Source organism: Paenibacillus sp. GCM10027629, assembly GCF_042676425.1.
Lineage (GTDB): Bacteria > Bacillota > Bacilli > Paenibacillales > Paenibacillaceae > Paenibacillus_K > Paenibacillus_K terrigena.
Map to the genome: position 1 here is coordinate 16,064 of NZ_JBHTGZ010000009.1, position 24,096 is coordinate 40,159.

At 45.7% G+C, this 24,096-nt stretch carries 24 protein-coding genes, 1 riboswitch and 1 other annotated feature; of the genes, 15 read left to right on the forward strand and 9 right to left on the reverse strand.

Going from position 1 to position 24,096, the window contains the following annotated elements:
- Nucleotides 1–5 precede the first annotated feature (5 nt).
- Nucleotides 6–974, reverse strand: coding sequence for an aldose 1-epimerase (locus ACFQZR_RS09225; protein ID WP_018758909.1), 969 nt, complete (start codon nt 972–974; stop codon nt 6–8).
- A 153-nt stretch (nt 975–1,127) separates the two neighbouring features.
- Nucleotides 1,128–1,382 (forward strand) — a binding site (T-box leader).
- A 52-nt stretch (nt 1,383–1,434) separates the two neighbouring features.
- Between ACFQZR_RS09225 and trpS the strand changes: the two genes are divergently transcribed.
- Nucleotides 1,435–2,418 carry a tryptophan--tRNA ligase gene (trpS, locus tag ACFQZR_RS09230; RefSeq protein WP_379345086.1) on the forward strand — a complete coding sequence of 328 codons (984 nt, stop codon included), beginning with the start codon at nt 1,435–1,437 and terminating at the stop codon, nt 2,416–2,418.
- A gap of 48 nt (nt 2,419–2,466) precedes the next feature.
- Here the strand turns inward: trpS and ACFQZR_RS09235 are convergent, their stop codons facing one another.
- Nucleotides 2,467–2,643, reverse strand: coding sequence for a DUF5325 family protein (locus ACFQZR_RS09235; RefSeq protein WP_018758907.1), 177 nt, complete (start codon nt 2,641–2,643; stop codon nt 2,467–2,469).
- A 125-nt stretch (nt 2,644–2,768) separates the two neighbouring features.
- Between ACFQZR_RS09235 and ACFQZR_RS09240 the strand changes: the two genes are divergently transcribed.
- On the forward strand, nt 2,769–2,993 hold the full coding sequence (locus ACFQZR_RS09240; RefSeq protein WP_152396806.1) for an alpha/beta-type small acid-soluble spore protein: 225 nt from the start codon (nt 2,769–2,771) through the stop codon (nt 2,991–2,993).
- Between the two features lie 122 nt (nt 2,994–3,115).
- Here ACFQZR_RS09240 and ACFQZR_RS09245 read toward each other — a convergent pair whose 3' ends face one another.
- Nucleotides 3,116–4,111: a metal-dependent hydrolase gene (locus ACFQZR_RS09245; RefSeq protein WP_379345089.1), complete on the reverse strand. Its 996-nt coding sequence runs from the start codon at nt 4,109–4,111 to the stop codon at nt 3,116–3,118.
- 230 nt (nt 4,112–4,341) lie between these two features.
- On the opposite strand from ACFQZR_RS09245, the gene cyoE reads away from it, so the two are divergent.
- The gene (gene cyoE / locus ACFQZR_RS09250) at nt 4,342–5,274 is read left to right on the forward strand and encodes a heme o synthase (RefSeq protein ID WP_379345091.1); all 933 of its coding nucleotides are present in this window, start codon (nt 4,342–4,344) and stop codon (nt 5,272–5,274) included.
- Between the two features lie 192 nt (nt 5,275–5,466).
- On the opposite strand, the gene ACFQZR_RS09255 is transcribed toward cyoE, so the two are convergent.
- From ACFQZR_RS09255 to ACFQZR_RS09265, 3 genes are all read right to left on the reverse strand, one after another.
- A complete protein-coding gene (locus ACFQZR_RS09255) occupies nt 5,467–5,814 on the reverse strand; it encodes a toprim domain-containing protein (protein ID WP_379345093.1) in 348 nt (115 codons plus the stop codon).
- 273 nt (nt 5,815–6,087) lie between these two features.
- Nucleotides 6,088–6,255: a hypothetical protein gene (locus ACFQZR_RS09260; RefSeq protein ID WP_379348942.1), complete on the reverse strand. Its 168-nt coding sequence runs from the start codon at nt 6,253–6,255 to the stop codon at nt 6,088–6,090.
- 106 nt (nt 6,256–6,361) lie between these two features.
- On the reverse strand, nt 6,362–7,510 hold the full coding sequence (locus tag ACFQZR_RS09265) for an MFS transporter (protein WP_379345095.1): 1,149 nt from the start codon (nt 7,508–7,510) through the stop codon (nt 6,362–6,364).
- A 187-nt stretch (nt 7,511–7,697) separates the two neighbouring features.
- Between ACFQZR_RS09265 and ACFQZR_RS09270 the strand changes: the two genes are divergently transcribed.
- From ACFQZR_RS09270 to ACFQZR_RS09325, 12 genes are all read left to right on the forward strand, one after another.
- Nucleotides 7,698–8,132, forward strand: coding sequence for a hypothetical protein (locus ACFQZR_RS09270; protein ID WP_379345097.1), 435 nt, complete (start codon nt 7,698–7,700; stop codon nt 8,130–8,132).
- Nucleotides 8,133–8,305: 173 nt separating this feature from the next.
- Nucleotides 8,306–10,444, forward strand: coding sequence for a peptidoglycan D,D-transpeptidase FtsI family protein (locus ACFQZR_RS09275; RefSeq protein ID WP_379345099.1), 2,139 nt, complete (start codon nt 8,306–8,308; stop codon nt 10,442–10,444).
- Between the two features lie 151 nt (nt 10,445–10,595).
- A complete protein-coding gene (locus ACFQZR_RS09280) occupies nt 10,596–11,738 on the forward strand; it encodes a GNAT family N-acetyltransferase (RefSeq protein ID WP_379345101.1) in 1,143 nt (380 codons plus the stop codon).
- 299 nt (nt 11,739–12,037) lie between these two features.
- Complete coding sequence (locus ACFQZR_RS09285; protein ID WP_379345103.1) at nt 12,038–12,781, forward strand: Cof-type HAD-IIB family hydrolase; 744 nt, start codon at nt 12,038–12,040, stop codon at nt 12,779–12,781.
- A gap of 12 nt (nt 12,782–12,793) precedes the next feature.
- A complete protein-coding gene (locus ACFQZR_RS09290) occupies nt 12,794–13,285 on the forward strand; it encodes a DUF456 domain-containing protein (protein ID WP_379345105.1) in 492 nt (163 codons plus the stop codon).
- A 26-nt stretch (nt 13,286–13,311) separates the two neighbouring features.
- Nucleotides 13,312–14,949, forward strand: a complete 1,638-nt coding sequence (locus ACFQZR_RS09295; protein WP_379345107.1) for a putative polysaccharide biosynthesis protein — start codon at nt 13,312–13,314, stop codon at nt 14,947–14,949.
- Nucleotides 14,950–14,982: 33 nt separating this feature from the next.
- Entirely contained in the window at nt 14,983–15,333 is a 351-nt protein-coding gene (locus ACFQZR_RS09300) for a thioredoxin family protein (protein ID WP_379345109.1), read from the forward strand.
- A gap of 164 nt (nt 15,334–15,497) precedes the next feature.
- Nucleotides 15,498–16,418, forward strand: coding sequence for a COX15/CtaA family protein (locus ACFQZR_RS09305; protein WP_018758893.1), 921 nt, complete (start codon nt 15,498–15,500; stop codon nt 16,416–16,418).
- Between the two features lie 114 nt (nt 16,419–16,532).
- The gene (locus ACFQZR_RS09310; RefSeq protein ID WP_379345112.1) at nt 16,533–17,249 is read left to right on the forward strand and encodes a Cthe_2314 family HEPN domain-containing protein; all 717 of its coding nucleotides are present in this window, start codon (nt 16,533–16,535) and stop codon (nt 17,247–17,249) included.
- Between the two features lie 73 nt (nt 17,250–17,322).
- A riboswitch (SAM riboswitch) is annotated at nt 17,323–17,456 on the forward strand.
- 106 nt (nt 17,457–17,562) lie between these two features.
- Nucleotides 17,563–18,582, forward strand: a complete 1,020-nt coding sequence (locus ACFQZR_RS09315; RefSeq protein ID WP_379345114.1) for a methionine ABC transporter ATP-binding protein — start codon at nt 17,563–17,565, stop codon at nt 18,580–18,582.
- Nucleotides 18,579–19,259: a methionine ABC transporter permease gene (locus ACFQZR_RS09320; RefSeq protein WP_379345117.1), complete on the forward strand. Its 681-nt coding sequence runs from the start codon at nt 18,579–18,581 to the stop codon at nt 19,257–19,259. The genes ACFQZR_RS09315 and ACFQZR_RS09320 overlap by 4 nt, the downstream gene beginning before the upstream one ends.
- A 41-nt stretch (nt 19,260–19,300) precedes the next feature.
- Entirely contained in the window at nt 19,301–20,140 is an 840-nt protein-coding gene (locus tag ACFQZR_RS09325; protein WP_379345119.1) for a MetQ/NlpA family ABC transporter substrate-binding protein, read from the forward strand.
- A 108-nt stretch (nt 20,141–20,248) separates the two neighbouring features.
- On the opposite strand, the gene ACFQZR_RS09330 is transcribed toward ACFQZR_RS09325, so the two are convergent.
- The 3 genes from ACFQZR_RS09330 to ACFQZR_RS09340 are packed head-to-tail and all read right to left on the reverse strand — an operon-like array spanning nt 20,249 to nt 23,969.
- On the reverse strand, nt 20,249–21,379 hold the full coding sequence (locus ACFQZR_RS09330) for a Ger(x)C family spore germination protein (RefSeq protein WP_379345121.1): 1,131 nt from the start codon (nt 21,377–21,379) through the stop codon (nt 20,249–20,251).
- Nucleotides 21,376–22,488: a GerAB/ArcD/ProY family transporter gene (locus ACFQZR_RS09335; RefSeq protein WP_379345123.1), complete on the reverse strand. Its 1,113-nt coding sequence runs from the start codon at nt 22,486–22,488 to the stop codon at nt 21,376–21,378. The genes ACFQZR_RS09330 and ACFQZR_RS09335 overlap by 4 nt, the downstream gene beginning before the upstream one ends.
- Entirely contained in the window at nt 22,485–23,969 is a 1,485-nt protein-coding gene (locus ACFQZR_RS09340) for a spore germination protein (protein WP_379345125.1), read from the reverse strand. Before ACFQZR_RS09340 ends, ACFQZR_RS09335 begins: the two co-directional genes overlap by 4 nt.
- Between the last annotated feature and the right edge of the window lie 127 nt (nt 23,970–24,096).

Sequence of the window (24,096 nt, forward strand, 5' to 3'; positions counted from 1 at the left end):
TTATGTTATGGATGTTCGATATCAAGTGTAATCGTGAGCTCAATTTGCTCCTGCGGCTGCATGTCGATTAATCCTGTAACATCACTGCCGAATTTGGAGTTAGGCGCATCAGTTAACCAGGTGTATGGCTCTAAGCAAATGAATTGATCGGCCTCACCTTTTGTATATAATACCCAATGCTTGAAGTATGGTTGATTTGCGCTATATTTGATCTTGAGTCCGTCATTGCGCGTTAATTGAGCCTCGAAGGGTTGATCTTGAGTGCCGCGGAAGACTGTATCCAAGTTGACTCCTTGTAAGTTCAATCCGTTAGGCAATTCGCTAAATTCACCGAGTGATACGACTTCGCCTGTTGTAATCAGTTCCTCATCTAATGCATAGATTGCGTCAACAGGGACTTGTACATTCCATTGATCTGGAGTCCCATCGATCATGAACCACGTATGAACGCCATATCCGAACGGAGCAGATTGCTCTCCTAGATTCTGAACATGCAATGTTTGCTTCAATTCTGTGCCCCGGAGCTCAAGAACGACTTCGAGCTTCAATGGGGTAGGGTATTGACGGATCCAATTGGGATCTTCTTTCGTATAGAAAGTTGTTGTAATCGAACAGTAATCATCTTGCTCCTGCAAATCGGTAACCTTCCAAGATTGTGTCCGATGCAGGCCGTGAATATGATTATTGTTGGCTGTATTTTGGTCGAATTGGTACTGTACGCCAGAATATTCGAATTTGCCTCTGCGAATACGGCCAGGCGGGATCAAGATCGGAATCCCAAAGTGATAAGGCTTCTGCATGTAGAACTCATAATCTGATTCTTCCGGTTTACGCAGTACATCGCGCTCTAGCACTTTGTCCCAAATTCGAATCACATTATTTCCAAGCCCAGGCAGCAGGGTAACGGCAAGCTGATCGCTATTTAATATGTATGTATCTTGTCCGCTCCACTGGCCTTTCGTCACTTGATACATAGTTGCTCAACTCCTTTTATTGATAATAACCGACATCTCATTACTTCATCATACCAGATGTTCCGTGTAAAGTCATAAGTGCACCTAGGTTCACAGTGGCCCTTCTTGATTGACAATTAGGGGTCAGATTGTTATGATTAGCGCAAATATCTGTTTAAAGCCGTGAAAGGGATAAGTAAGTTGATGGAATGATACTTCAGAAAGCCGGTGTTGGCTGCGAACCGGTGTATCACATGAACCGAATGGACCCTGGAGTGCTGAGCGCAGAACGATTATGGAGCTTACTTGCGTAAGCCGGGTCTAGTATGCCAGCCGTCAGTTCCACGTTACGGAATACGAAAGATTTGCTGCTGAGGAATGACTGGCAGCAGATAAATTAGGGTGGCACCACGGTCTCTCGTCCCTTGCGGCGGGAGGCCTTTTTGTATTGTTTGATAAGGAATGAAGGAGGTCATAGGAAATGAAAAAAGTATTATCAGGGATTCAGCCGAGCGGTCAGCTTACCCTCGGAAATTACATTGGAGCGATGCAGAATTTCGTGAAGTTGCAGAATGATCATGAATGTTATTTCATGGTGGTGGATTTGCATGCAATTACTGTGCCACAAGATCCGGCTGCGCTGCGCGAACAATCGGAGGCGGTAGCAACATTGTATGTGGCCGCAGGGATCGATCCGACCAAAGCGAACATCTTCATGCAATCCCATGTGCGCGGGCATGCGGAGCTAGGTTGGTTATTAACGACGTTAAGCTATATGGGTGAATTAGAGCGGATGACGCAGTTCAAAGATAAGTCAGCCGGCAAAGAGTCGATTGGCACGGGGTTGTTCGTCTATCCAGCGCTCATGGCTGCAGATATTCTGATCTACAACGCGGATCTAGTACCTGTAGGAGATGATCAGAAGCAGCATCTGGAATTGACTCGTGATCTAGCAGGTCGGTTCAACAGTCGTTATGGAGACTATTTCACTGTACCAGAGCCTTATATTCCGAAGATTGGTGCACGCGTGATGTCACTGGATGACGCATCAAAGAAAATGAGTAAGAGCAATCCGAACCCTGGCAGCTTCATCGCACTTCTGGATCCGCCAGATGTGGTTCGGAAGAAAATTAGCCGGGCAACAACAGACTCAGGTCGTGAAGTGAAATTCGATCCTGCGGACAAACCGGAAGTAAGTAATCTACTCAGCATCTACTCGCATTGTGCGGGGTTGTCCATTGAACAGATTGAAGCGAAATACGAGGGACAAGGCTATGGGGCGTTTAAAAAGGATTTAGCAGAAGTTGTTGTATCGGTCCTTGAGCCGCTGCAGCAGCGCTATCGCGAGATCCGTGAGTCTGGCGAGATTCATAACATTCTGCGTCAGGGCGCTGAACGTGCTGCTGCTGTGGCAGATCAGACCGTACGCGATGTGAAGGAACGGATGGGCTTTTTGCTCCCTTAAATAACCCCGAAAACTTAAAATCCTAAACTAAAGCAAAAGCGGAGTGATTCACTCCGCTTTTTTGCGATCGAGGCGTGCTTTCATAGCGAAGCTAAATCCCATGAATCCAATGAGGCATAACGTGAATAACAAGACCAGCCATATACTGATGGCAATGGAGATGGCGATAGCTAGCATGAACAAGATATTAATGACGGCAAAAAGGAGCGATAGCGACTTTGTCATTTGGAAATACCCTCCATCAAATTTGGCTGAATATCTGAGAATAACATTCTAGAAGAAGGTCATAATAAGTTTGCAAGCTTGCAAGCAAACATATTTTAGAAGCAGGGTGAAAGGAGTTTTTACGAATGGCAAATGGACGTAACTCTTTAGTTGTACCTCAATCTTCAGCAGCTCTTGAGCAATTGAAAATGGAAGCTGCACAAGAATTGGGTGTTTCAATCCCTTCCAGTGGATACTATGGCGATGTTACTTCTCGTGAAGCAGGATCCCTTGGTGGATATATCACGAAGCGCCTTGTGCAAATCGCTGAGCAGTCTCTTGCAGGCTCCTCATCGAACCGCATTCGCTAAGCATCCATAAGAGAGAGGCTCAGAGCAGACTGCTCTGGGTCTTTCTTTTTGGCAAATTCCATTCGAACATAATATTGACGCATTCGAACGAATGCGTCAATAGATAGCGTGCTTCTTCAATTCTAAGATAACAAGAGGCTCCATTTTTTCTGAATTTGGCTGTCACTGATCCAACCAACATAGGAATCAATTGTCTTGAACTCACGATCCATCATTACAATAGCAACGAACGGATACTGTTTGCGATGCCGATAGCGAACATCGGACCAGCGTACAATATAGCCAGCACGGATTTCTCGTACCTCGGCACAAGCATAATTCGTTAGATAGAGGAAAGATTGAACGGTTGGATCTGCTCTGGATCCTTCGACTGCCGCATGGTTTGAGCATTCAGCTGTCTCCATAAATCGAAGTCCTGTACGGTCATAATGACCAAGAATAAAGCATCCGTCCTGTCTGGTTTTGACGATATGCCAATGCGTTAGTGAAACGGTTGGGATTGCAATGTACGTATCGCCTGGTGCATGGTCAGGATCTATCTCTGGTAACCGGCGTTCTAGAATCCAGTGGACGACGGTTCGCCATACATAATATATTGCGATGAATCCGTAGAGAATGGGAAAGATAACCTCGGGTTTGGCGAGTCCAAATGCCCATAACACAATGGCGATAACATGGGTCGTGAATATGGTCGGATCAAAGATGTGAATGATATTCCACGAAATCCATTTGGAGGAGAACGGTCTGGCCGCCTGCGTCCCGTACGTGTTAAATAGGTCGGAGAAGACATGGTAACAAGTCGATAGAAGGACCCAAAAGCCGAGATGGAAGATCGCAGCGCTTCCCCATGCAAAGCCCCATAAGAAGGAGAAAATCCCTGTAATCAGGACTGTCCATAGCAGGAGGAAGGGGAGGGAATGCGTAATGCCACGGTGATGACGAATGTACAAGGTGTTGCTCTTGAGTCGAAGAAATCCATCGAAATCAGGCGCTTGCCCTGCAATGACTGCACCAAAGAATACGGCAGATGCCAGAGCAGGATCCGCTGCGACAGCGGGATCGATATAGGATAGGCCTGCAATACCAAGGCCCATAACAAGATGTGTGCCTGTATCCAAATCGTTCTCTCCTTCATGATGATGTTCTATTCAATATTTACCATATTTAAACTTATTATGAACGGAAATACATATTAATATGAGCGAAGTCGTAGATTACTTCCTAAATCCTATCAATGTATTGTCAAATTGATGAACTGTGACGGCGAACATTGTCAAACATCGAATGCATTTGATATGATAAATCTCACAGTAGTGTAATTGTAATTATTAGAGGAGGATCTTCAAACGTGGATAAACAGTTGAGTTACCAAGCTCCTTCTTCCGACTCGGCACCCCTTTCTCAAGTTTCGATACAAGCAGGCTCCTGGAAAGATTTTATTAATGTGATTAAGCCTGGGATTTTACGTTCGAATTTGATTGCTGCATTCGGCGGTTTCTGGCTAGCATCGCAATGGGATATTAACTTTGTCAGTCTCGTCTGGATGTTGCTTGGTACAACGCTTGTTATGGCTTCTTCTTGTGCTTTTAACAATTATTACGATCGTGAATTGGATATGAAAATGACACGCACGCGTGACCGCGCGCTTCCAACAGGCCGATTAACACCGACTGTTGTGTTATGGTATTCCATTGTGCTTGGAGTTCTCGGGCTTGCCGTCCTCTTCGTATTCACGAACGTATTAGCAGGTGTACTTGGTCTTGTCGGAATGTTGGTGTATGGTGGAATTTATACGTTATGGCTTAAACGTACTTCGACATGGAGCACATCCGTGGGTGCAATTTCGGGGGCCATGCCACCGGTTATCGGGTATGTTGCAGTAACGAACGCTATAGATATGGGGGCGATCTTGTTATTCGCTCTGTTGTTCTTATGGCAGCCGCCGCATTTCTGGGCGCTAGGCATCCGTAGAGTGGAAGAATATCGTGCTGCGGGTTTCCCGTTATTACCTGTTGTCAAAGGTATTCGCCGCACGAAGTTCCAGATGATTCCTTATGTCGCGTTGCTCGTGCTTGTATCCATCTTATTCTATGTATATGGATATGTCGGTTGGATCTTTTTGTGCGTTGCAACATTGCTTTCCGCGGCATGGTTATTCATGACTTTTAGCGGATTTAAGGCAAAGGTCGACGAAATTTGGGCGAAGAAACATTTCTTCATGTCGATCAACTATCTCATGGTGGTCTTCATCATCATGATCATCGATACAGCGCATAAGTAAAAGAAAATAAATAGGTGTTTTTAATCGTCTGTTTTCAGAACCGAGAAGGTTGAATGAAACTAGAAAACGAGGAAACGGAGCGTAGGCGAGACTACGTGAGTACAGGAGTTTTCGGTTGAGTTCAAGATTCGATGTCGAATCATCTTCTCGAGATACTTCGTTATCAAAGCAGGCGATTTAAAACTTCATTAATCAGAACGGGGTTGGGTCGGGGTATTGTATATACTCCTCCAACCCCGCTTTTTCTAATTGTTGAATGATGTATTCATCAGGTGTTCCTTCAACACCCGCGTACCCACGCCTTGTATAGATTTGCTCTGCATCAGGAAACGCATCGCGCAGGATGGCTCGTATTTTTTTGCCTGATGTGTCGTTGTCCATGAACAAATAGACTGCCTCATCTCCAACCTTCCGCTTTAATTCTTCTAGACGATCTGTGCTCAGGGTGCCGTATGTGCAGAGTATGGTGATGTCAGGCGACAATAACCGCTTCAGCCGGCTACGGTCGTTCTTTCCTTCGACGATTATTATGGTCTCCATGCTGCATCCCTCGTTTCTGATCTGTATATATTCCCCGGGAAATGTCGATATTTAACAATTGGATCGTGTACCGTTTATCAATAGTGTACAGCGTTAGACAAGCTTTATGCAAAATTACCGCACGAATTGGTACTTTGGCTTCGAAGCAAATTCAGGTACTTTGCGGGACCCCAAACTGATAAATGCGATCATAACAAAAAAAGGCCCGCACATCGCGAGCCCAAGGGTAGAGGAAAGAATCGCAACTTCGCAAAAAATCAAGGAGTCACAACATTATAAGCGTGTAGCGCGAAGAATAATAACGAGCAAGATGAACAACACCAAGATCACACCAGTTGTCGTCCCCAAACCACCGCATCCAACACCGCCTACGACAGGACCACAAGGAACGACTGGCGATACAGCTACTGGGGATATAATTCCACAATTATCGAAACCCATTTAAGTCACCTCTCTTTCAAGCTCTTGTTAGAGACAATGTTATAGTATGTGTGGAGAGGGCTATCGTGCTGTGCGAATACCTATGCCTATGAAAATGGGTGAATCCCTATTCATGCAATGTTGGCGTGAGTTGCGTGCGTGTTCTATGATGCGCAGGCAGGATGACGAGTGCGGTCATTAGAATGAAAAATGCAATAAAGTAAGGAGAGACGAAGGTGCGCAGATTTCCTGCTAATAAAGGTCCGAAAAAATAACCAATAGACGATGCGATTGACATCGTGGAGAACATCTGCCCATAACGCGTGCCGCCACTCAGTTCAATAAGGTAGGAGGACATAGCTGGGAAAATGATACCTTTCGACATCCCGACAACAAAGAGAAGTACGATTAAGGGGAATGGCGTAGGAATCGCGATAACAAAAAAAGAAATGGCAAGAGACAGACTGCCGATCCATGTTCTCACATAAGGCGAAAATCGATTCAAGAACAGTAAGCTGAGTGTAAGTAAAGCGCCAAGACTGATGACGGAGAAAAAAACGCCAGCTTTCATGATCGATTCAAGTGCTTCTTTCATCAGGGGCAGCTCAAAGAACAGAATGCCTTGTGAACAGGAGATGGCAAGCGGCAAGATGAAGAATCTCCACGGCATTTGCTGTATTGGCGCATTTTCAGGGAGCGTAATCGCCTCTTGGGAATCAGTGACTGCTGCAGGTCGATCATGAATGGCAAAGACGGCAATTGCTGCGACAGCAATTAAGACCCAACCCAGAACACTAAAGGCTTGAGAGAAGCCAATTTTCGCTACGAGGAGTGCCCCAGCTGCAGGAGAGACAACAGAGGCTAACGTATGGACTAGACCATTGCCAGCCATGAGCTTTCCTTGCGTGATATGATCTTGAGCAAGTCTTGCGAGGAGAGACATACAGGCAGGAGAGAGGAAGGCGAGCACGAATCCGCTGATGGAGCGTAGTACGAGCAGTTGCCATGGATTCGTCACATGCGCTTGGAACAGAAGAATTAGACCCGCACCAAATAAACTTCCGAGAATGAAAATTCGGCTGCCGTAACGGTCTACACCTATCCCCGCAAGTAAGTTGCCAGGCAGGTGCGTGAATGAGTAAATCCCCATCATGAGACCGATAAAGGACGGGGCGGCCCCGAGAGAAATTGCAAAAGGTGTTAATATAGGATACTGCGCATGCAGATCAAAGAAAGCGACGAATAAGAACAGGTACAGCCATATAGCAATCTTCACAGCCACTCACTCCTTAAAGGTAGTTCAAAAAATCCAACTTTTGATGAACAATTATTTGTAATCTCCTCTGCTATCTACTTGTACGCCTCGCGGGACGAACTTATGCCCTTATTTTAATTCAAAGGTAAGATTTACGAATAAAATGGCTATCATGTATAATGTTAAGATGTGGAAAGGAGGGAATACCATGAGTCAAGAAGTAATCATGAAGTTTCTCGAAGAAAATTGGATGCTGCTTGCCGTTGCAGTCGTTGTCCTATTCGTAGTCGTTAGCTTCCTGAAGACGGTATTGAAATGGGTGCTCGTAATCGGAATCATCCTTGGGGTGGCGATCTACAGCGGGTATACAATTGATGATCTTAATAAGGTTGTTACGACGGTCAAAGATGATGCCGTTCAGACACTCAAAGATCAAGCGATGAACGCCATGCTGAAAGAAGCCGAAAATGCTGAATATACACAAAATGATGACGGAACTTATAGCATAAAGACAGATAACCTCGAAATCACAGGGAAAGCGAAGGAAGATAAAGTGAAGGTGTCATTCCGTGGCATATCGCTCGGCGAAATGAGCCTAAATGATGCGACGGTCAAATCGTTTATGGAGCAGGCGACCAAGTAATATTTCATTCGCTACATAGGAAACGCTTCGATGAAATTATCGAGGCGTTTTTTTGTGTGGCAAGAATCATAGTAAAGATGCAATAGAGGGGTGAAATATGGTACACTACTTCTGGTAGTTTTAATGGACATTTGGTAAAAAGGAAGGATTAACGAAGTATGAGCAATCATTCGATGGATGACCAGCAAAAACGGGAAATCACGAACCGACGGAACTTCTCTCTGCGGCTTAATATATTTTTCTTCATTTCATTTATTGTCTTCTCGGTATTAATTGTGAGACTTGCTATTTTACAATTCGTCGAAGGGCCGGAATTGAAGGCGATGGCGGATCGTATGGGCTATAAGGAAGTCTCTATTCCTCCGATTCGCGGATCGATTTATGATTCAACCGGGGAGCCTATCGCTTATTCCACCTCGACACAGTCTTTATATTTTACGCTAAATAAGAATTATACCTTGGACGAGAATAAAGCAGAATTAAATCAAATCATATCCAGCTTGAAAAAGGTATTCGATAAATACGGAGATCCGAACGTGCCTCAGATGAACGAAGACGATATTCGCTACCAGATGGATGTCGAATCACGGCTCAATTATGGTTATGTGCCTCGGCGGATTAAATCCGGTCTGACACAGAAGGAAATCGCTTATTTCATGCAGCATAAGGAAGAGTTCAAAGGCATTGATATTGTCGAAGAAAGCATTCGGAACTATGATCCCGATACAGTGGCTGTTCAATTGGTCGGTTATCTGAAGAAATATAAATCCGCGATCAATCCACAGGGTGGTCTCGACTACTATAGAAAAATTGAAGAAGAGAGCAGCAATCTAGATGCTAAATCAGACGAGAAATATTTGCAAAACGAAGATGTCGGATTTGACGGTCTGGAGTTATTGTTCCAGAAGGAACTGCGCGGTAAGAACGGTATTAAGAAATTCCCTGTTAACAACGCAGGCCGGATAATTGGACCGATGGAGCTTACGAAGCCAGTCAAAGGTGATAATTTAATTTTAACCTTGAATAAGAATGTCCAAATGAAAACCGAGCAGGCAATTATGGATGGGATTAAACGAATCAATGATAATGCCTACATGTCACGCGGTTTTAAACCGAATCCACGTGCAGGTTATGCGGTTGCGATGGAAGTGAAGACAGGAAATGTTGTTTCGATGGCTAGTATGCCGGATTACGATCCGAATATATGGCGTGGGGGCAAGATTAGTACAGATGATTATAACGAGATTGAGAGCCGTTATGTGAATGGGACGATTCGTTCGGTATCGCAGAAATATAAGACGCAGAAGGAACAGAACAAGCATCCGTCTTCAATTGTCCCGCTAGGTTCGGTTATAAAGCCGCTATCCGTATTAATAGGATTACAGGAGCAATTATTTACTTCACGTACTGTATATCAGGACCATGGATTCTTCCAGTTTGGTAAAAAAGGTCATGAGGTAAAGGTAAGAAATGCTTCGAGTAAGGCAAATGGGCCGATTACAGCCAGTAAAGCGATTGAGAAATCCTCCAATGCATTTATGGCCTCGATGGTTGGTGATGGGTTGATTAACCGTTACGGCAAAAAGAGCGTCGAGAAATGGGATGAGTACATGAAGCAGTTCGGGCTGGGTGTATCAACTCAAAGCGGTCTTCTGAATGAAAATACAGGGATTATTGATTATTATAATTCTGCGGAACGAGATAGTTATCAATCCGCAATGGTTTACTCATCCTTCGGTCAGCAAGGTCGATATACGACGCTGCAGTTGGCACAGTACGTCACGATGCTTGCGAATCATGGTAAACGATTAAAGCCACAATTCGTGAAAGAAATTCAAGATACAGACGGTAATACTGTGAAGAAATTCCAGCCTGAGGTACTTAACGAGGTTAAGTTTGACGATTCCCATTGGAAGACCATTGAAGCAGGAATGAGCAAAGTTAAAGTAACTGGATTTGAAGGCTTCCCTTATTCCTTTAATCGTAAGACAGGTACATCCCAACAGACGGTTGGCGGAAATCTAACAGTTGAGAATGCGGTATTTATCGCCTATGCTCCTGCGGATAATCCAGTGCTTGCTGTCGCTGTCGTTGTACCGGAAGGTGGATACGGCGGACAGGGGGCAGCCCCGATCGCACGTGAAATTTTCGATGCGTATGATGCAGAAGTGGGACTCGACGGCGTGCCGAAGAACCCAACGAAGAAGACAGAGGCACCTGCGAATGGCCAACAAACGGGTACATCAGGTACAAATTCAACAACCACGAATAGAAACGGAAGTAATGGTTCCACGAGCAATAGTGGTAGATAACACAAGAACTACAGACGTAATAGGATTGAGAAACCCTGAAAGTTTGGGGTTTCTTTTTATTTTTGAATGATTTAGGCAGGAAAATGATTGTTTTTGTCAAAGTATGTTGTTAATCAAATCTGATCAATTAATGCATGGGGAGGTTCATAGCATGGCAGATATTCGAAGATTACAATCCGAGCAAGAATGGAAAGAGGCAATTGCCCTCTCAGATGCTACATTTCGGGATCATGAGCATCGTTCGATGGGTGAAGCGTATCCTTTTGTGTTCTCCAGTAGTTTAGGTCAATCCTATGGTGCATTTGTTGATGGAAAATTAGTTTCCTTTATGGGACTCGTACCTGCTGTGATTCGCATTGGCCCCGCAGCGTTGAATGTATATAGTCTAGGCTCGGTATGTACACATCCCGATTATCGGGGACAAGGGATTGCTGGGGATATATTGAGTGAAATATTCTCACATATCGATCATGCAGATGGAACTATGTTGTTCGTATCCGGTAGTCGTTCTTTGTATTCTCGGGCAGGCTGTTACCCATTCGGACGAGTGTATGGATATCGATACGATTCATCCCACTTCTCCAGTCAGGAGCTCAGAGAGGCAACAGATCAATTCGTAATTAGGGAAATTCAATCGACAGATTGGTTCCAGCTTCATCATCTAACCCAAGGTGAATCCGTACGGTACGAGCAGAGCCTATGGGACTTAGCGCAATTGATTGAGGCCGGTGCGGTCGCGAGCAATAGGAAGCATACGATGCACTCACTGGTGGCTGAGCGTGAAGGTAAGGTTCAGGCATTTATTGTCTACAGTATCCCTACAGCAGTATCGATCGAGGTCAGCCCTGAGGTGTATCATTATGCTGGAGATCGGGCTACGATACATATGTTGTTCGAGCGCGCGATGACAACCCATGCTGCAGCGGGATTGAACATAACCGTACCTGCTCATGATCTCGAGATGCAAGTACAATTGAAGCATGTATTTCATGAAGAATGGAAATGCGGAGGGACGTTGAAGATTATTCGTTCAGAGCGACTACTCGAACAACTGCGTCCGTATCTGGCGACGCAATCATCGGAGGTTGCAGAACAGATCACTGTATCGTCATTGGAAAATGGTCATACATTGATTACCGTCGGTGATCGATCTGTTGAAGTCACACCAGAAGAGCTGCTGGATGTGTTATTCGGTTCAAATGAAGCCATTTCCATGGAGGAGGAATTAAGAACCCTCCTGAACCACGTTTTTCCCGTTCCACTCCCCTTCAATGGCGGGTTGAATTTCGTATAACACATGCGCGAGAAGAGAGCAGAAATTTGCTCTCTTTTTCTTTCGTCCAATAGTTTCCTATATCCAACTTTTTTGGAGGGGCGGAACAATCGGATAAGGTCCTGCATTTAATGGAGTATGAGGGGACAAATTAACCCCTCACGAGAGGTGGGATGATGCGATGCGTAAAGGGCGTAAATGGAGTTCCTCCCTGAAACGGTTTCTGATGGCCCTTGTCTTTTTAACTTTTTAACACGATCTATGGTAAAATGTCGATATGCAGCAAATGCGGAATACCAGATAGAGAATTGGAGGAGACAATGGGAAACTATAAATTGCTGGCACTCGACATGGATGGAACAGTATTAAATGATCGACAGCAGATTACACCGGATACAGCGTATTGGATACAGGAGGCTGTGAAGGCAGGCATTACGGTCAGCTTCTCAACGGGTCGTGGATTCGATTCTGCCATGCCTTACGCGAAGCAGCTTGGACTGGACTCACCGATGATTACGGTGAACGGCGGCGAGGTATGGTCAGCGCCCTATCAGCTTCATCGCAGACATCTGATGGATGCAGGAGTCATGAAGGAGCTGTATCAGATCGCGAAGCGTTATGATGTATGGTTCTGGGCTTATTCGGTAGGTCAAATCTATCTGCGCTCGAGCTGGGATAACGAGATCATCTTCGAGGATAAAGAATGGCTCAAATTTGGATATACCGTTGAAGATGAGGGGATGCGTCATGAGATCTTATCCCTGCTTCGAGCAATGGGCGGGCTGGAGATTACGAATTCTTCGCCGACCAATATTGAATTAAATCCGAAGGGCATATCTAAGGCATCAGGACTTCTGGATGTATGTGAGCTGCTCGGGATTGGTATGCATGAAGTGGTTGCCGTTGGCGACAGTATTAATGATCTAGCAGCGATTCAAGCCGTTGGTCTCGGGGTTGCGATGGGCAATGCACAAGAGACAGTGAAGGAAGCGGCAGACCAAGTCGTAGCTTCCAATGAAGAAGACGGTGTCGCTGAAGTGATCCGTAAATATTTATTGAAATAGGAGGAGTTCGAGATGACTCTAGAGATCATCGGCTGGATCTTGGTTGTCGTCTTATTCGCAGTAGGCATGGCTGGTACAATCTACCCGATTCTACCGGGGGCAGTGGCCATTTATGCGGCATACTTCGTTTACGGACTATGTATTAGCTTCGAGCCTTTTGGAATATGGTTCTGGAGTATTCAGACAGCCATCGTTATTGTGCTGTTTATCGCCGATTATGTGGTCAGCGCCTGGGGTGTTAAGAAATATGGTGGTTCACGCGCATCCATTATTGGGAGTACGATTGGGATTATTATTGGCCCCTTTGTGATCCCGGTTGCAGGTCTACTGCTCGGGCCGTTGCTCGGTGCAATGATTGGCGAGATGATGACGGGTTCCGATATGAATCGTGCGATTAAGGTTGGTTTTGGCTCATTAGTGGGCTTGTTCACAAGTACCCTCGTGAAGATTGTGTTGCAGCTTGCCATGATCGTAATCTTCATCATCTGGGTTATTAATGCGTAAGTAGAGGAGAAGGGAAGATTGTTGTCGTGGCAAAAGAATCATTTATCAAAGGGACGCTCATACTCGCAGCAGCTGCGTTAATCGCACGCGTGCTTGGTGTGGTACAGCGGGTGCCTTTGGAGCATATGCTTGGGGTAAGCGGAGGGGCGGCCTTTGGATTGGCATCGAATGTCTATTTAATGCTACTGACATTCGCGACAGCCGGCATTCCAAGCACGTTAGGTAAGATGGTGTCCGAGAAATATGCGCTGAATCGCCCAGAAGAAGCGCAGCGGATTTATTTTGCTGCTATTCTATTCGGCTTAGGTATGGGGGGGCTCATCACAGCGCTGCTCTACATATTCGCGCCTGTCTATGCAGAGATGAGTTCCGTTCCGGAGGCGACGCTTGCTATTCGAGCTTTAGCGCCAGCGCTGATCTTGTTCCCTGTTATCGCGATGATGCGCGGTTATTTCCAAGGGCGAAATCAAATGGCACCCGGCGGGATATCGCAAATTATTGAGCAAATTTTACGTGTAATAACAGCTGTTGGTCTTGCATATCTGTTCTTAACGTGGGGCTACAGTGAAGAGAAAATGGCTGCAGGCGCTTCCTTCGGCGGCGTATTAGGCAGTATCGGCGCCTTTCTCGTGATGTTGTACTATGCTAGGAAGCTGAAGAAGGCAGACCGTGAAGCGGGACTAGCCCGGAATGGGCAAGATAAGAGCGTTTTTATGCCTCTTCGTCAAATATACAAGGATATTTTCAAGCTTTCGATTCCGATCGTCATTACGTCGCTTGCAGTACCTATCATTTATTTCATTGATTCGAGTATAATCGTTCCAATTCTGAAAGGACAGATTGGCGAACCTCTTGCGAAGGAAGCGCTTAAAGTCTTAACGATGAATGCACAATCCATTGCAGGTATTCCCCCGATTCTGGCGATCGCACTAAGTACATCGATCATTCCGATTATTTCAAGCGCTTTTGCGCGCAAAGAGATGGATCATCTGAATAAGCAGGTAACTTTAGCTCTTCGGATTGCGATTCTGTCTGGGACGCCAATCGTGCTCATTCTTTGTACAGCAGCCTTCTCCGTGAATGGTCTGTTATTCAGTAGTACGAATGGAAGCGGAATTATTTCGTTATTAACGTTCTGTACCATTTTCCAGATTGTTATGATGGTATCAGGTTCGATTCTCTTCGGTCTTGGACGACCTAAGACACCGATGTTTCACGTGATGATTGGTATTGCCGTAAAGTTAGTCGGAAGTTTCACGCTGGGTTATGTTTTCGGCATTTATGGGATTGTCGGTTCAACGATGCTTTGCTTTGCCGTTACGATGTATTTGAATCAACGTTCGCTCAAGCAAATCGTCGATTTTAAGATCTTGGGCTCACGGTGGGCTGGTTTCTTGACGACGGTCATTGCACTAGCAGGTATTGGTTATCTTATCGAATGGGCAGGTAATCAATTAACTCATGTTATGCATGCGCGTATCGCGTATTTCATCTCATCCAGTTTAGTCGGATTGGTGTTGATTGTACTCTATCCCGTGATGCTGGTCGTGTTCCGTGTCGTTACGCAGCAGGAGCTTAGCAGTTATCCGCGTCCGCTTCGCAAGGTATTCCAGCCATTGATGCGATTGCAGCGTGGACAAGCCGTTCAATCTTCAGATTCCTAATGGAGTTCAATTCCCTATGAAGGAGTGTTCACAATGGAGAAATTAACGTCAGAAGCGCAATTTAACGAGGTCATCGCCTCGTCCAAACCAACGATCGGTGTATTTAAAGCCGTATGGTGCAAGGACTGTCATTTTATCGATCCATTTATGCCGGAGGTTGAAGCGAAGTATGCCGATCAACTCACCTTCGTTCATATTGACCGCGATGAATTACCGGACTTGTGCGAGCGATATAACATTCTCGGGATTCCGAGTTTTATCGCCTATGTAGATGGCCAAGAGCTGATTCGGTTCGTAAGTAAGCTGCGTAAGACACGTGAAGAGATTGAAGAATTCTTGGATCGTGCAATCGCCGTCGCAAATACCGTAAAGAAATCCAAATAAGTTCGAACAAGCCATGTCATCTCACGATGATGTGGCTTTTTTTATATCCTTTTTTGTCCATTTACAATGTGTTTTGTCACAATTCCGCCTTCGTTTTCAACTTGAAATCAGGTATAATGAGAAATGGTGAAATTTACTTCTTGAGAGAGTAAGTGGGTGAAGGATTGAGAGCGAATACTTTAAAGTGGCTTGCTTATATCACTTGTATCGGGATGATGCTGGTTCTCTTGAATGGTGCATTAGTCACGAAGACGGGTTCCGGTCAGGGATGTGGCGCGGAATGGCCGCTGTGCAATGGCAAATTTGTGCCTGCCTATACGATCACTTCAATGATTGAATATTCGCACCGTGCTGTGAGCGGACTTGTAGGAATTCTTGTGCTAGTCTTGTTCATCGCGGTATGGCGTCATGTGAAAGAACGTAAAGATGCTTGGTGGTATGCTTTGATCGCATTTTTATTTACATTTATTCAAGCCATTATGGGTGCGCTTGCCGTCGTGCTTGGACAAGTTCCAGCCGTCATGGCACTGCATTACGGATTTTCGCTTATCGCTTTTGCAGGGACACTGCTGCTCTCGATTGTCTTGAACAAGTGGAGCCGGGGGTTGGATGACAATGCGCCATCCGATGTGTACGTATCCGGCAGATTCCGAACAGCGACATGGATTGTGACGTTATATGCCTATGTCGTTGTCTATATTGGTGCATTTGTACGGCATACGGAAGCCTATGGTGGCTGCCAAGGCTGGCCGCTCTGTAATGGAGAGATTATTCCAGAACTTCATGGAACGACACTGATTGCCTTTATTCATCGTGTTGCAGCACTCATCCTATTCATCGCTGTAGCGACGCTAGCGCATTTCGCATATCACAATCATAAGCAAATTCGTGAGTTACGGATTATAGGTGTTTGTGCTCTAATCTTATGTGCTGCACAAATTCTGAGCGGGGCATGGGTTGTATTCACGTTAGGGGATGAGAATGCGGGCTTGTTCGCGGGCTTGTTCCATACTGTACTCATTGCAGGTCTGTTCGGCGTGTTGTGTTATATGAGTGTCAGGGTATGGCAAATGGGCAAACGATAAAATCGGATATACTAAAATGAAACGAAAGTTGTCGAGCATGTGAAGTTCGAGAACTTTTTGTTTTACTCGGGATACATATCATTATTTATCAATCATCAAGGGAGTGTGAACGATATGCTGCGAATCTTGTTAGGACTGCCTCCTCGCGCGGAGCTCGCTGAAATGCAAGGTGCTGTCGAGGCCATGCAGCATGTGTTGCGTCGGCTTCAGAAACGTATCTCTGAGGGACATGATCCCGAGCATATTTGGCGTAAACATGAGATTTGGACGAAAGGTCTGATCGAATCCTTAGATGAGTTGGAGCAGAGTGTTTTCTTAGCGGGCCATTTTGCGGATCGCGTTCGGAATTCGTATCAAGATGAAATGTCGCAGCAAGAAAATACGGATTATCACAGGCATGTCTATTTCTATAAGGACGGATTTATTCGGGTATTCTCGATATTGGATAAGCTGGGTACATTGATGAATGACCTCTTTGAACTCCATACCGAACGAGCCAAAGCTCATTTTTCTTTTTTTACCGTCTTGCGGCAATTTCGATATTTGGGTGTGCATTTGGCACTCATGGATAAGCTAAATACATTGAAGGAACAATATAATGAGCCGCTTCGCCATCTTCGCAAATGGCGTAATATCGAAATTCATTACATGAATATGGAGATGCAGGACGATCTTAATCAACGAGATCAGACACTCGATGGCAAGATTAAACTGGAGGATATTCAGCAACGTCAAAATGACCTGGAGCTCGGTTATCGAATGGCCTGTGATACCTTGCAAGCAGCGTTCGAATATATCGAAATAATGCTGCGTAACAAGTATCAACGATAATTGGAATTTTTTTCTGTTTGACATTTAATTGCATCAACACTATACTCAATTTAAATTTAATACAAACGATACTTTCTTATCGAGAGCGGCGGAGGGACAGGCCCTGTGAAGCCCGGCAACCGATTCCAGATCCAGTGATTATACGGATATGGAGTGTCATGGTGCTAAATCCTTCAGAATTCATGTCAGAATTCTGGTAGATGAGAAGAGGACTATGATGACTTGTCAGCCCTTTTCCGTTGTGCCGGAAAAGGGCTTTTTTGACCACAAAAAGTTTTTCTCATTACTCGATCAGAAACGAGAGGGGACAATCATGATACAGCTTAAACAACTGTCGAAGACCTACGGCAGTAAGCATAAACAGACCGTTGCGCTTTCAGACATCAATGTAACCATTGATCGAGGCGAAATTTTCGGAATCATTGGACATTCGGGTGCGGGCAAGAGTACGCTGCTGCGCAGTATCAATCTGCTCGAACGCCCAACGGCAGGTGAAGTGTGGATTGGCGACACTAATCTTACGGCTTTGTCGGATGTAGATCTGCAAGGACAGCGTCGCAAGATCGGAATGATCTTTCAGCATTTCAATTTATTATCGTCTGCCACCATTTTTGATAACATTGCCTTTCCGCTGCGGTTAGTACGGACACCCAAAGCAGAAGTCGAACAGAAGGTGGACAACCTTCTGAAACTTGTCGGTCTAGAAGAGCACCGGAATAAATATCCATCACAGCTGTCCGGTGGACAGAAGCAGCGTGTGGGTATCGCTCGTGCGCTAGCGAATGATCCCGAGGTGCTCTTGTGCGATGAGGCTACATCCGCGCTAGACCCGCAGACGACGCAATCGATTCTACGATTGCTGCTCGATATTAATAAACAATTCGGCATTACGATCGTGCTCATTACACATGAGATGCACGTCATTCAGACGATTTGCGATACGGTAGCAGTTATCCATGATGGCCGCATTGTAGAGCAAGGACCTGTGACCGAAGTCTTCTTGAAGCCTCAGCATGCAGTTACCCGAGATTTTATTCGGGAAGAAAATGAGAGCGCGGAGCTGCTAGACCGTCTAATTGCTTCGTTACCATCGAATGATCATACCGAGGTCGTGAAGATTAACTTCTTAGGGACATCAACGTATCAACCGATTCTATCTGAGGCTGTTCAGTCGACAGGCGTCTCCTTTGCGATTCTACAAGGGACGATTGCCACGATGAAAGACACGCCGTATGGTCAGCTCATCGTGCGCTTTGAAGGGGATAAAGAAGCGATTGCGAAGACATATGAGATGTTGCGCACACAGGTACATGAATTGGAGGTGATCGGATGATACTCCTATCTACGGGGTTTGATTTCTCGAAAATCTATTGGTCCGAAATTTGGACGGCAACGTGGGACACGCTGCGCATGTTGTTCTTCTCTGGGATATTCACATTTATTATCGGGCTTCCGATCGGCATCCTGCTATTCATGACCGCAAGAGGAAATACGGTTTGGAGCCGGATGCTCTATCGGGTGATTTCGTTCATCGTCAATATTTTGCGTTCCGTGCCTTTCGTCATTCTGATGATTTCGATTATCCCTTTGACGAAATTAATTGTTGGGACTTCGATCGGTGTACTTGGTTCCATTCCCCCGCTCGTACTCGCAGCGGCTCCGTTCTTCGCCAGACTCGTGGAGACCTCGCTTCGTGAGGTGGATCGCGGGGTGATCGAAGCGGCTGAATCGATGGGAGCTTCAAAAGGACAGATCGTGGGTAAAGTATTACTGCCAGAATCCATGCCGAGTCTGATTGCGGGTATCACCATCACGATTGTAACGTTAGTCTCCTACACGGCGATGTCCGGATTGATTGGGGGCGGCGGTCTTGGGGATTTGGCCATTCGATATGGCTATCAACGGTATGAGATGGAGATTATGGTCGTTGCCGTCATCTTAATGATTATTATCGTTCAGTTGATCCAAGTGCTTGGTGATATTCTTGTTAAGCGGTTTTCTAGAAAATAATATAGATGCAATAAATTCACATTATCATGGGGGGATTTACAATGAAAAAATGGTTGATCACATTAACAGCAGTACTCGCGTTTGCGGTGATTGCAGCAGGTTGCGGCGAGAAGAACAGTGCAAGCAGCGGTGAGGAGAGCAACGGAAGCAAGCAAGAGACGACGACACTAACAGTCGGAGCGACAGCTGTACCGCATGCTGAAATTCTGAACTTCTTGAAGCCAATGTTGGAGAAGGAAGGCGTTACGCTTGAAGTGAAGGAATTTACGGATTACGTACAGCCGAACGTGCAAGTGTTCGAGAAGCAGCTTGATGCGAACTTCTTCCAGCATCAGCCGTACTTGGATCAAATGAATAAGGATCGCAACATGGATCTTGTCAGCGTGGTAGGCGTCCATCTTGAACCGATCGGCGCATACTCCAAAAAGATCAAATCGGTTGACGAATTGAAAGATGGCGCAACCATTGCTATCCCGAACGATGCTTCGAACGGCGCGCGCGCTTTGTTGTTATTGCAAAAACAAGGGTTAATTGAGCTCGCCGAAGGCAAAGTAGCGGACGCAACGATCCGCGATATTACGAAAAACCCGAAAAATTTGAATTTTAAAGAGCTAGAAGCAGCAATGCTTCCACGTGTCCTTGATGAATTCGATGCTGCAATTATTAATACGAACTATGCGCTGCAAGCAGAGCTGTCACCGACGAAGGATTCGCTCTTTATTGAAGGAAGCGACTCCCCATACACGAATATCCTTGTTGCTCGTCCAGACAACAAAGACTCCGATGCGATGAAGAAGCTGGCAGCAGCCCTTCATTCGCCAGAACTGAAGAAATTCATTGCAGAGAAATATGGTGAAGCAGTATTGCCGGCATTTGAATAATTACGAAATAAGAGAGGCTGACATCTGTACATACAGGTGTCAGCTTTTTCGTAAGAGCGATCATTAGGAACAGCCCATTCTGATGAAGAATGGGCTGGTTTTCGTCGCTCATTGCAGAACACCACTATCGGTCATTTCCATCTTCACGGTTACCTTAATTTCCGCTTCGGATAATGCTTTCCCCCAGTCATCTTGAACCTTCTTCCAAGCATGGTACTGGTAGGCTTGCGCAAAGATGCCAAGCCCGAACGGGTCAATCCGATTCTTCTGAATTTTATGGATCAGCGCTGTAAGATCTCGCTCTAATATTGACTCTATTTGCTGCTGCAACTGCTGCTCATGCGCGAGCATTCGGAAAGGAAAGGTCCGCTCCGTTAAGCGCGTACGCATCTTAAACCGAATATCGAAGCCGAATTTACCGCCCTGATACGTTGTCCAAATATGCGCTTTGGACTTCAGAATGTCGATGCTGAGTTTACTCTTTACAATCGGATTCGGCGGACCCGTTTGAAGCTCCTTTGCCGTCATTGTATACGATGCGATATGGCTAATATCCCTTTGCAATATCCGAAGGAGTATGGTTTCTTGCAGGTTGAGGCTCGTTACATATTTTCCTTGCTCATTAAGCAATGCCGCGCCCATCGCGATCAGATCACGATCTTTTCGAAGCAGCGGAAGCGAAGGGGTCATGCTCTTATCATACATTTGGCGATGAAATTCCTGCAGCGTTGTATCTAGTGTCGCGTTTTTATGGGCCGTAGAAGTGATTAATTTAACGAGGAGCATCGGTAACGGCGGTTTGTCCTCAGGATGGAAATGGGTAATTTCGGCTACAGGTCCATCTACAACGATGACATATGAAGTAACCGTTGTCTCTGCATTGCGGAAGAGAGGATCAAGAAGGGAGAACCAATTCTCTTGTTCCAAAAGCTTTTTGCCGATCAAGATGGATTGGATTTTTCCGGCGCTGGGAATCCCTGTGGATATTGTGTCAAAATCAATTTTGCTCCGCCGAACAGAGATTGGTCTAATATCATAGAATTCCTCGGTTTTTTTCTTCGCATCCTTATTGAATACTGGGCTGGAAGCATAGACCAAGAATCGGTTGTCTTCATCCACGTCTAATCCAAGCATGAGCGTGAGAGTAGCATCTTCCAAGTACATTTTGTCGTAGCATCCAGGTAAGACGCCTAGTAGGACGAAGATGAGGCATAGGTGCCGCCAGTGTTGAGATTTCAAGCGGAATCCCCTCCCTGACTTTGGTGAAATCCGGCGTATATTTTGGCATAAATCCATAAGCAAACAGGAAAGACGTAGGCAATGATGCTCCCAACGATACTAAGCGTTTTCATGATCTGAGTAACCTGACTTTGCGAGAGGGCCAGCATCATAGATAATGCTATGGGAAGAATCAGGATCAGCCCCGTTACAAGGCTTGGATTCGATGAAGGCATCAGACGTTTTACACCGTATACGGCTATGGACATATAGACGATCCAGGTTACCGAGATAACGATCATATACATCGCGAGGAAGATGATATCCCATCGATCCAGGAACTGTACCCGGATGACTTTCAACAGACTTAGCGTCGGCCATGTATATTGCAGAATCTCCAAGGAGCTGAAGTAAGCTAAGCAGACCACGGTGGTTAGGCCGTAGAAGCACATGGTTAACGTATTCGCAACGATAACGGCTGAGGCGGCGTTCTGCTTCTTCATGAGAAATGGATAGAGAACGAACGAGATTTCGAATCCAAGGAAGGATAAGAGCGTCAGCTTCGTTGCAGATAGAATGGGTAGCCAGCCTTCTTTGATTATGGGTAGCAGATACAACCAATGACTATGATTCACAGGAAAAACAAGCAGCACAATAATCCACAGAGAGAAGTAGAAAATGATTTCTGCATACCTTCCAATCATGGTAAGTCCGTGCCGAACAATCATATAGGTTGGAATCGATAAGAGAAGCATGAGCATAAGATTAGGGGTGTTTGGCAATAACCATATTTTTAGAATCGAGACAATTGAGATCAAGATCGTGATACTGCTTCCTATAAAATAGATGATAAGAAGAATCGAAGCGGCTTTACCGAACCATTTTCCAAGATATAACTTGAACAGATCGAACAGTGTTGCGCCTGGATGTACTTTCAGCGCCTGGATGATGAATAAGCTTGCAACGACGGATAATGCCCATCCGAAGATGATTGATATCCAGCCGTAGGTGCCTGTTGCTTGAGATAATTCGCGTGGGAGCGTCAAGAAGCCGACACCGACCTGGGTGCCGTGAATGAGAAATACATATTGCAGCCATGTAATTTGAATGGAGTTCGTATTTCGTATCATGGTTTCTCCTTGGATGGAATGGGGTCTTGTCGGTCCAGTTGAACCGGATCTGCATTGACAGGTCTCTTCTTCATGATCCACAGCGGCGCACGGATGAAGGTGTCCTTCCAATCGGTGAATCGGACAGGAGCCAGCGGACTGCCGTAAGGCGTATCGAGCGATTTCAAGGTGACTAGGTGGATAATTAAAGTCATCAGTCCTGCGGCAATCCCGACGATACCGAATATCGAGGCAATGATCATCATGGGAAATCGAAGGAAGCGGACGGCTGCCCCCATATCATAGTTCGGGATGATGAAGGATGCGATGGCGGTCGAGGCGACGACGATGACCATAATATTGCTCACAATACCAGCTTGTACTGCAGCCTGGCCAATGACAATCCCTCCAACAATGCCTACCGTCTGTCCAATCGGTGCAGGTAGTCGAATACCTGCCTCGCGCAGCATCTCTAGGGTGATCTCCATCATAATCGCTTCGGCGAAAGGCGGGAAAGGAACACGTTCTCTCGATTCGCCGATCGAAATGATCAATTTAATCGGGATTACGACATAATTGAAGGAGATGAGCGCGATATAGATCGCAGGTAGAAAGAGCGCAATAAAAAAGGCAAAATACCGAGTCACGCGAATAAAAGAAGAGATGAGCCACCGTGTACTATAATCGTCGATGCTCTGGAAGAAGGACACAAAGGTCGCCGGACCGATCAGCACATTTGGAGACCCGTCAACGACCATGACATATCGTCCCTGCAAAATTTGCGAAGCCGCAGAATCCGGACGCTCCGTAGAGACGAATTGTGGAAATGGGGAATAGGGATTATCCTCAATGAATTCCCCAAGTTCTCCCGCGTTAATAATGGCATCCACATTAATCTTCTGAATGCGCTTCTCTAATTCCTCGAGGATTTCAGGCTGTGCAACATCACCCAAGTACAAGATCGATACGGTTGTATTGCCACGAACACCGACTTTAAGCTCCTTAATCTTAAGCTCAGTACTTGGAATATAGCGGCGAATAAGTGCGATATTCTGGCTTCCTGTCTCGACAAAGCCCTGATGCGCTCCCTTCAGGGATGATTCGATCTGCGGATCCCCGATGGACCGCTGCGGCCACCCTTGCGTATCGAGGATGGAAGCCTCTGCGCTTCCATTCACGAATAGGACACTGCTGCCTCCTAAGATCGCAGTTGATATCGCTCTCCACTTGTCCTCCGCAATCAGATGACTGATGGATACGGTGGGGCTCATATTTAATTGGAACATGAGTGGCTCAAGTACGTTATTATTCACGGAATTCTTATCGGTAAGCCCGCCTAAATAGACAAGCGCTGCGGCTTTGCGGGTAGATTGGATCGTGAACTCACGAATCACGAGATCAGGAAATCCCTGGAAGATGGAATTGATCTGTGTAATATTATCCGATAGATTGCTGCTTATTGTGGCTGTTTGTTGTTCTTGTTGTTGCTCTTGTGATGACATAACGATCCTTCCTCAAGTCAATCTGGTGCCCATAGTATTTCCTGTAGGATTTACTTTATTCTGGATATATCGTGACATCATCAGCACAAAAAAAGCAGCCAATCCGAGGATTGACTGCTTCTATTGC

Bases quoted from the DNA above. Each gene is read 5' to 3' on its own strand.
- ACFQZR_RS09275 (WP_379345099.1), top strand. From the start codon at position 8,306: ATGGATGACCAGCAAAAACGGGAAATCACGAACCGACGGAACTTCTCT.
- ACFQZR_RS09300 (WP_379345109.1), top strand. From the start codon at position 14,983: ATGGAGAAATTAACGTCAGAAGCGCAATTTAACGAGGTCATCGCCTCG.
- ACFQZR_RS09235 (WP_018758907.1), bottom strand. From the start codon at position 2,643: ATGACAAAGTCGCTATCGCTCCTTTTTGCCGTCATTAATATCTTGTTC.
- ACFQZR_RS09260 (WP_379348942.1), bottom strand. From the start codon at position 6,255: ATGGGTTTCGATAATTGTGGAATTATATCCCCAGTAGCTGTATCGCCA.
- trpS (WP_379345086.1), top strand. From the start codon at position 1,435: ATGAAAAAAGTATTATCAGGGATTCAGCCGAGCGGTCAGCTTACCCTC.
- ACFQZR_RS09280 (WP_379345101.1), top strand. From the start codon at position 10,596: ATGGCAGATATTCGAAGATTACAATCCGAGCAAGAATGGAAAGAGGCA.
- ACFQZR_RS09240 (WP_152396806.1), top strand. From the start codon at position 2,769: ATGGCAAATGGACGTAACTCTTTAGTTGTACCTCAATCTTCAGCAGCT.
- ACFQZR_RS09325 (WP_379345119.1), top strand. From the start codon at position 19,301: ATGAAAAAATGGTTGATCACATTAACAGCAGTACTCGCGTTTGCGGTG.
- ACFQZR_RS09255 (WP_379345093.1), bottom strand. From the start codon at position 5,814: ATGGAGACCATAATAATCGTCGAAGGAAAGAACGACCGTAGCCGGCTG.
- ACFQZR_RS09320 (WP_379345117.1), top strand. From the start codon at position 18,579: ATGATACTCCTATCTACGGGGTTTGATTTCTCGAAAATCTATTGGTCC.
- ACFQZR_RS09315 (WP_379345114.1), top strand. From the start codon at position 17,563: ATGATACAGCTTAAACAACTGTCGAAGACCTACGGCAGTAAGCATAAA.
- ACFQZR_RS09285 (WP_379345103.1), top strand. From the start codon at position 12,038: ATGGGAAACTATAAATTGCTGGCACTCGACATGGATGGAACAGTATTA.
- ACFQZR_RS09340 (WP_379345125.1), bottom strand. From the start codon at position 23,969: ATGTCATCACAAGAGCAACAACAAGAACAACAAACAGCCACAATAAGC.
- ACFQZR_RS09335 (WP_379345123.1), bottom strand. From the start codon at position 22,488: ATGATACGAAATACGAACTCCATTCAAATTACATGGCTGCAATATGTA.
- ACFQZR_RS09290 (WP_379345105.1), top strand. From the start codon at position 12,794: ATGACTCTAGAGATCATCGGCTGGATCTTGGTTGTCGTCTTATTCGCA.
- ACFQZR_RS09225 (WP_018758909.1), bottom strand. From the start codon at position 974: ATGTATCAAGTGACGAAAGGCCAGTGGAGCGGACAAGATACATACATA.
- ACFQZR_RS09270 (WP_379345097.1), top strand. From the start codon at position 7,698: ATGAGTCAAGAAGTAATCATGAAGTTTCTCGAAGAAAATTGGATGCTG.
- ACFQZR_RS09310 (WP_379345112.1), top strand. From the start codon at position 16,533: ATGCTGCGAATCTTGTTAGGACTGCCTCCTCGCGCGGAGCTCGCTGAA.